The 415-nt window shown below is 54.5% G+C and carries 1 protein-coding gene; it reads left to right on the top strand.

Annotated features, from left to right (window positions below):
• Window positions 1-77: 77 nt before the first annotated feature.
• The coding region (locus DUK53_RS17265; protein WP_368665731.1) for a 4Fe-4S dicluster domain-containing protein at window positions 78-415 on the top strand (338 nt) is incomplete at its 3' end.

Genomic DNA, 415 nt, shown 5'->3' on the forward strand with positions numbered 1-415 from the left:
GTGCTTAGCTCTGCGCGGATCACCGCGTTGGCGAAAGGTAACTCTCACCAAACGATGCTTGTGGAGGTTGCCAAAGCATGAGTAAATTTATCGAGTATGCCCCTGTCAGCGATCGCCAGCTTGGGTTCTATATTGACTCCTCTCGCTGTTCCGGCTGCAAAGCCTGCCAAGTCGCCTGTAAAGACAAGAATAATCTGGAGGTCGGGCGGCGCTTTCGCCGCATTTATGAGGTTAAAGGCGGCGGTTTTGTCTCCACCGGCCAAGGCGGTTTCCATAACAACGTATACGCCTATACCCTGTCGATATCCTGTAACCACTGCAAGGATCCGATCTGTACGGTGAACTGCCCAACCACCGCGATGCATAAGCGCCCCGGTGATGGCATCGTGCGCGTCGACACCGATAAGTGCATCGG

Source organism: Listeria sp. SHR_NRA_18 (assembly GCF_003856515.1).
Classification (GTDB): domain Bacteria; phylum Bacillota; class Bacilli; order Lactobacillales; family Listeriaceae; genus Listeria_A; species Listeria_A newyorkensis.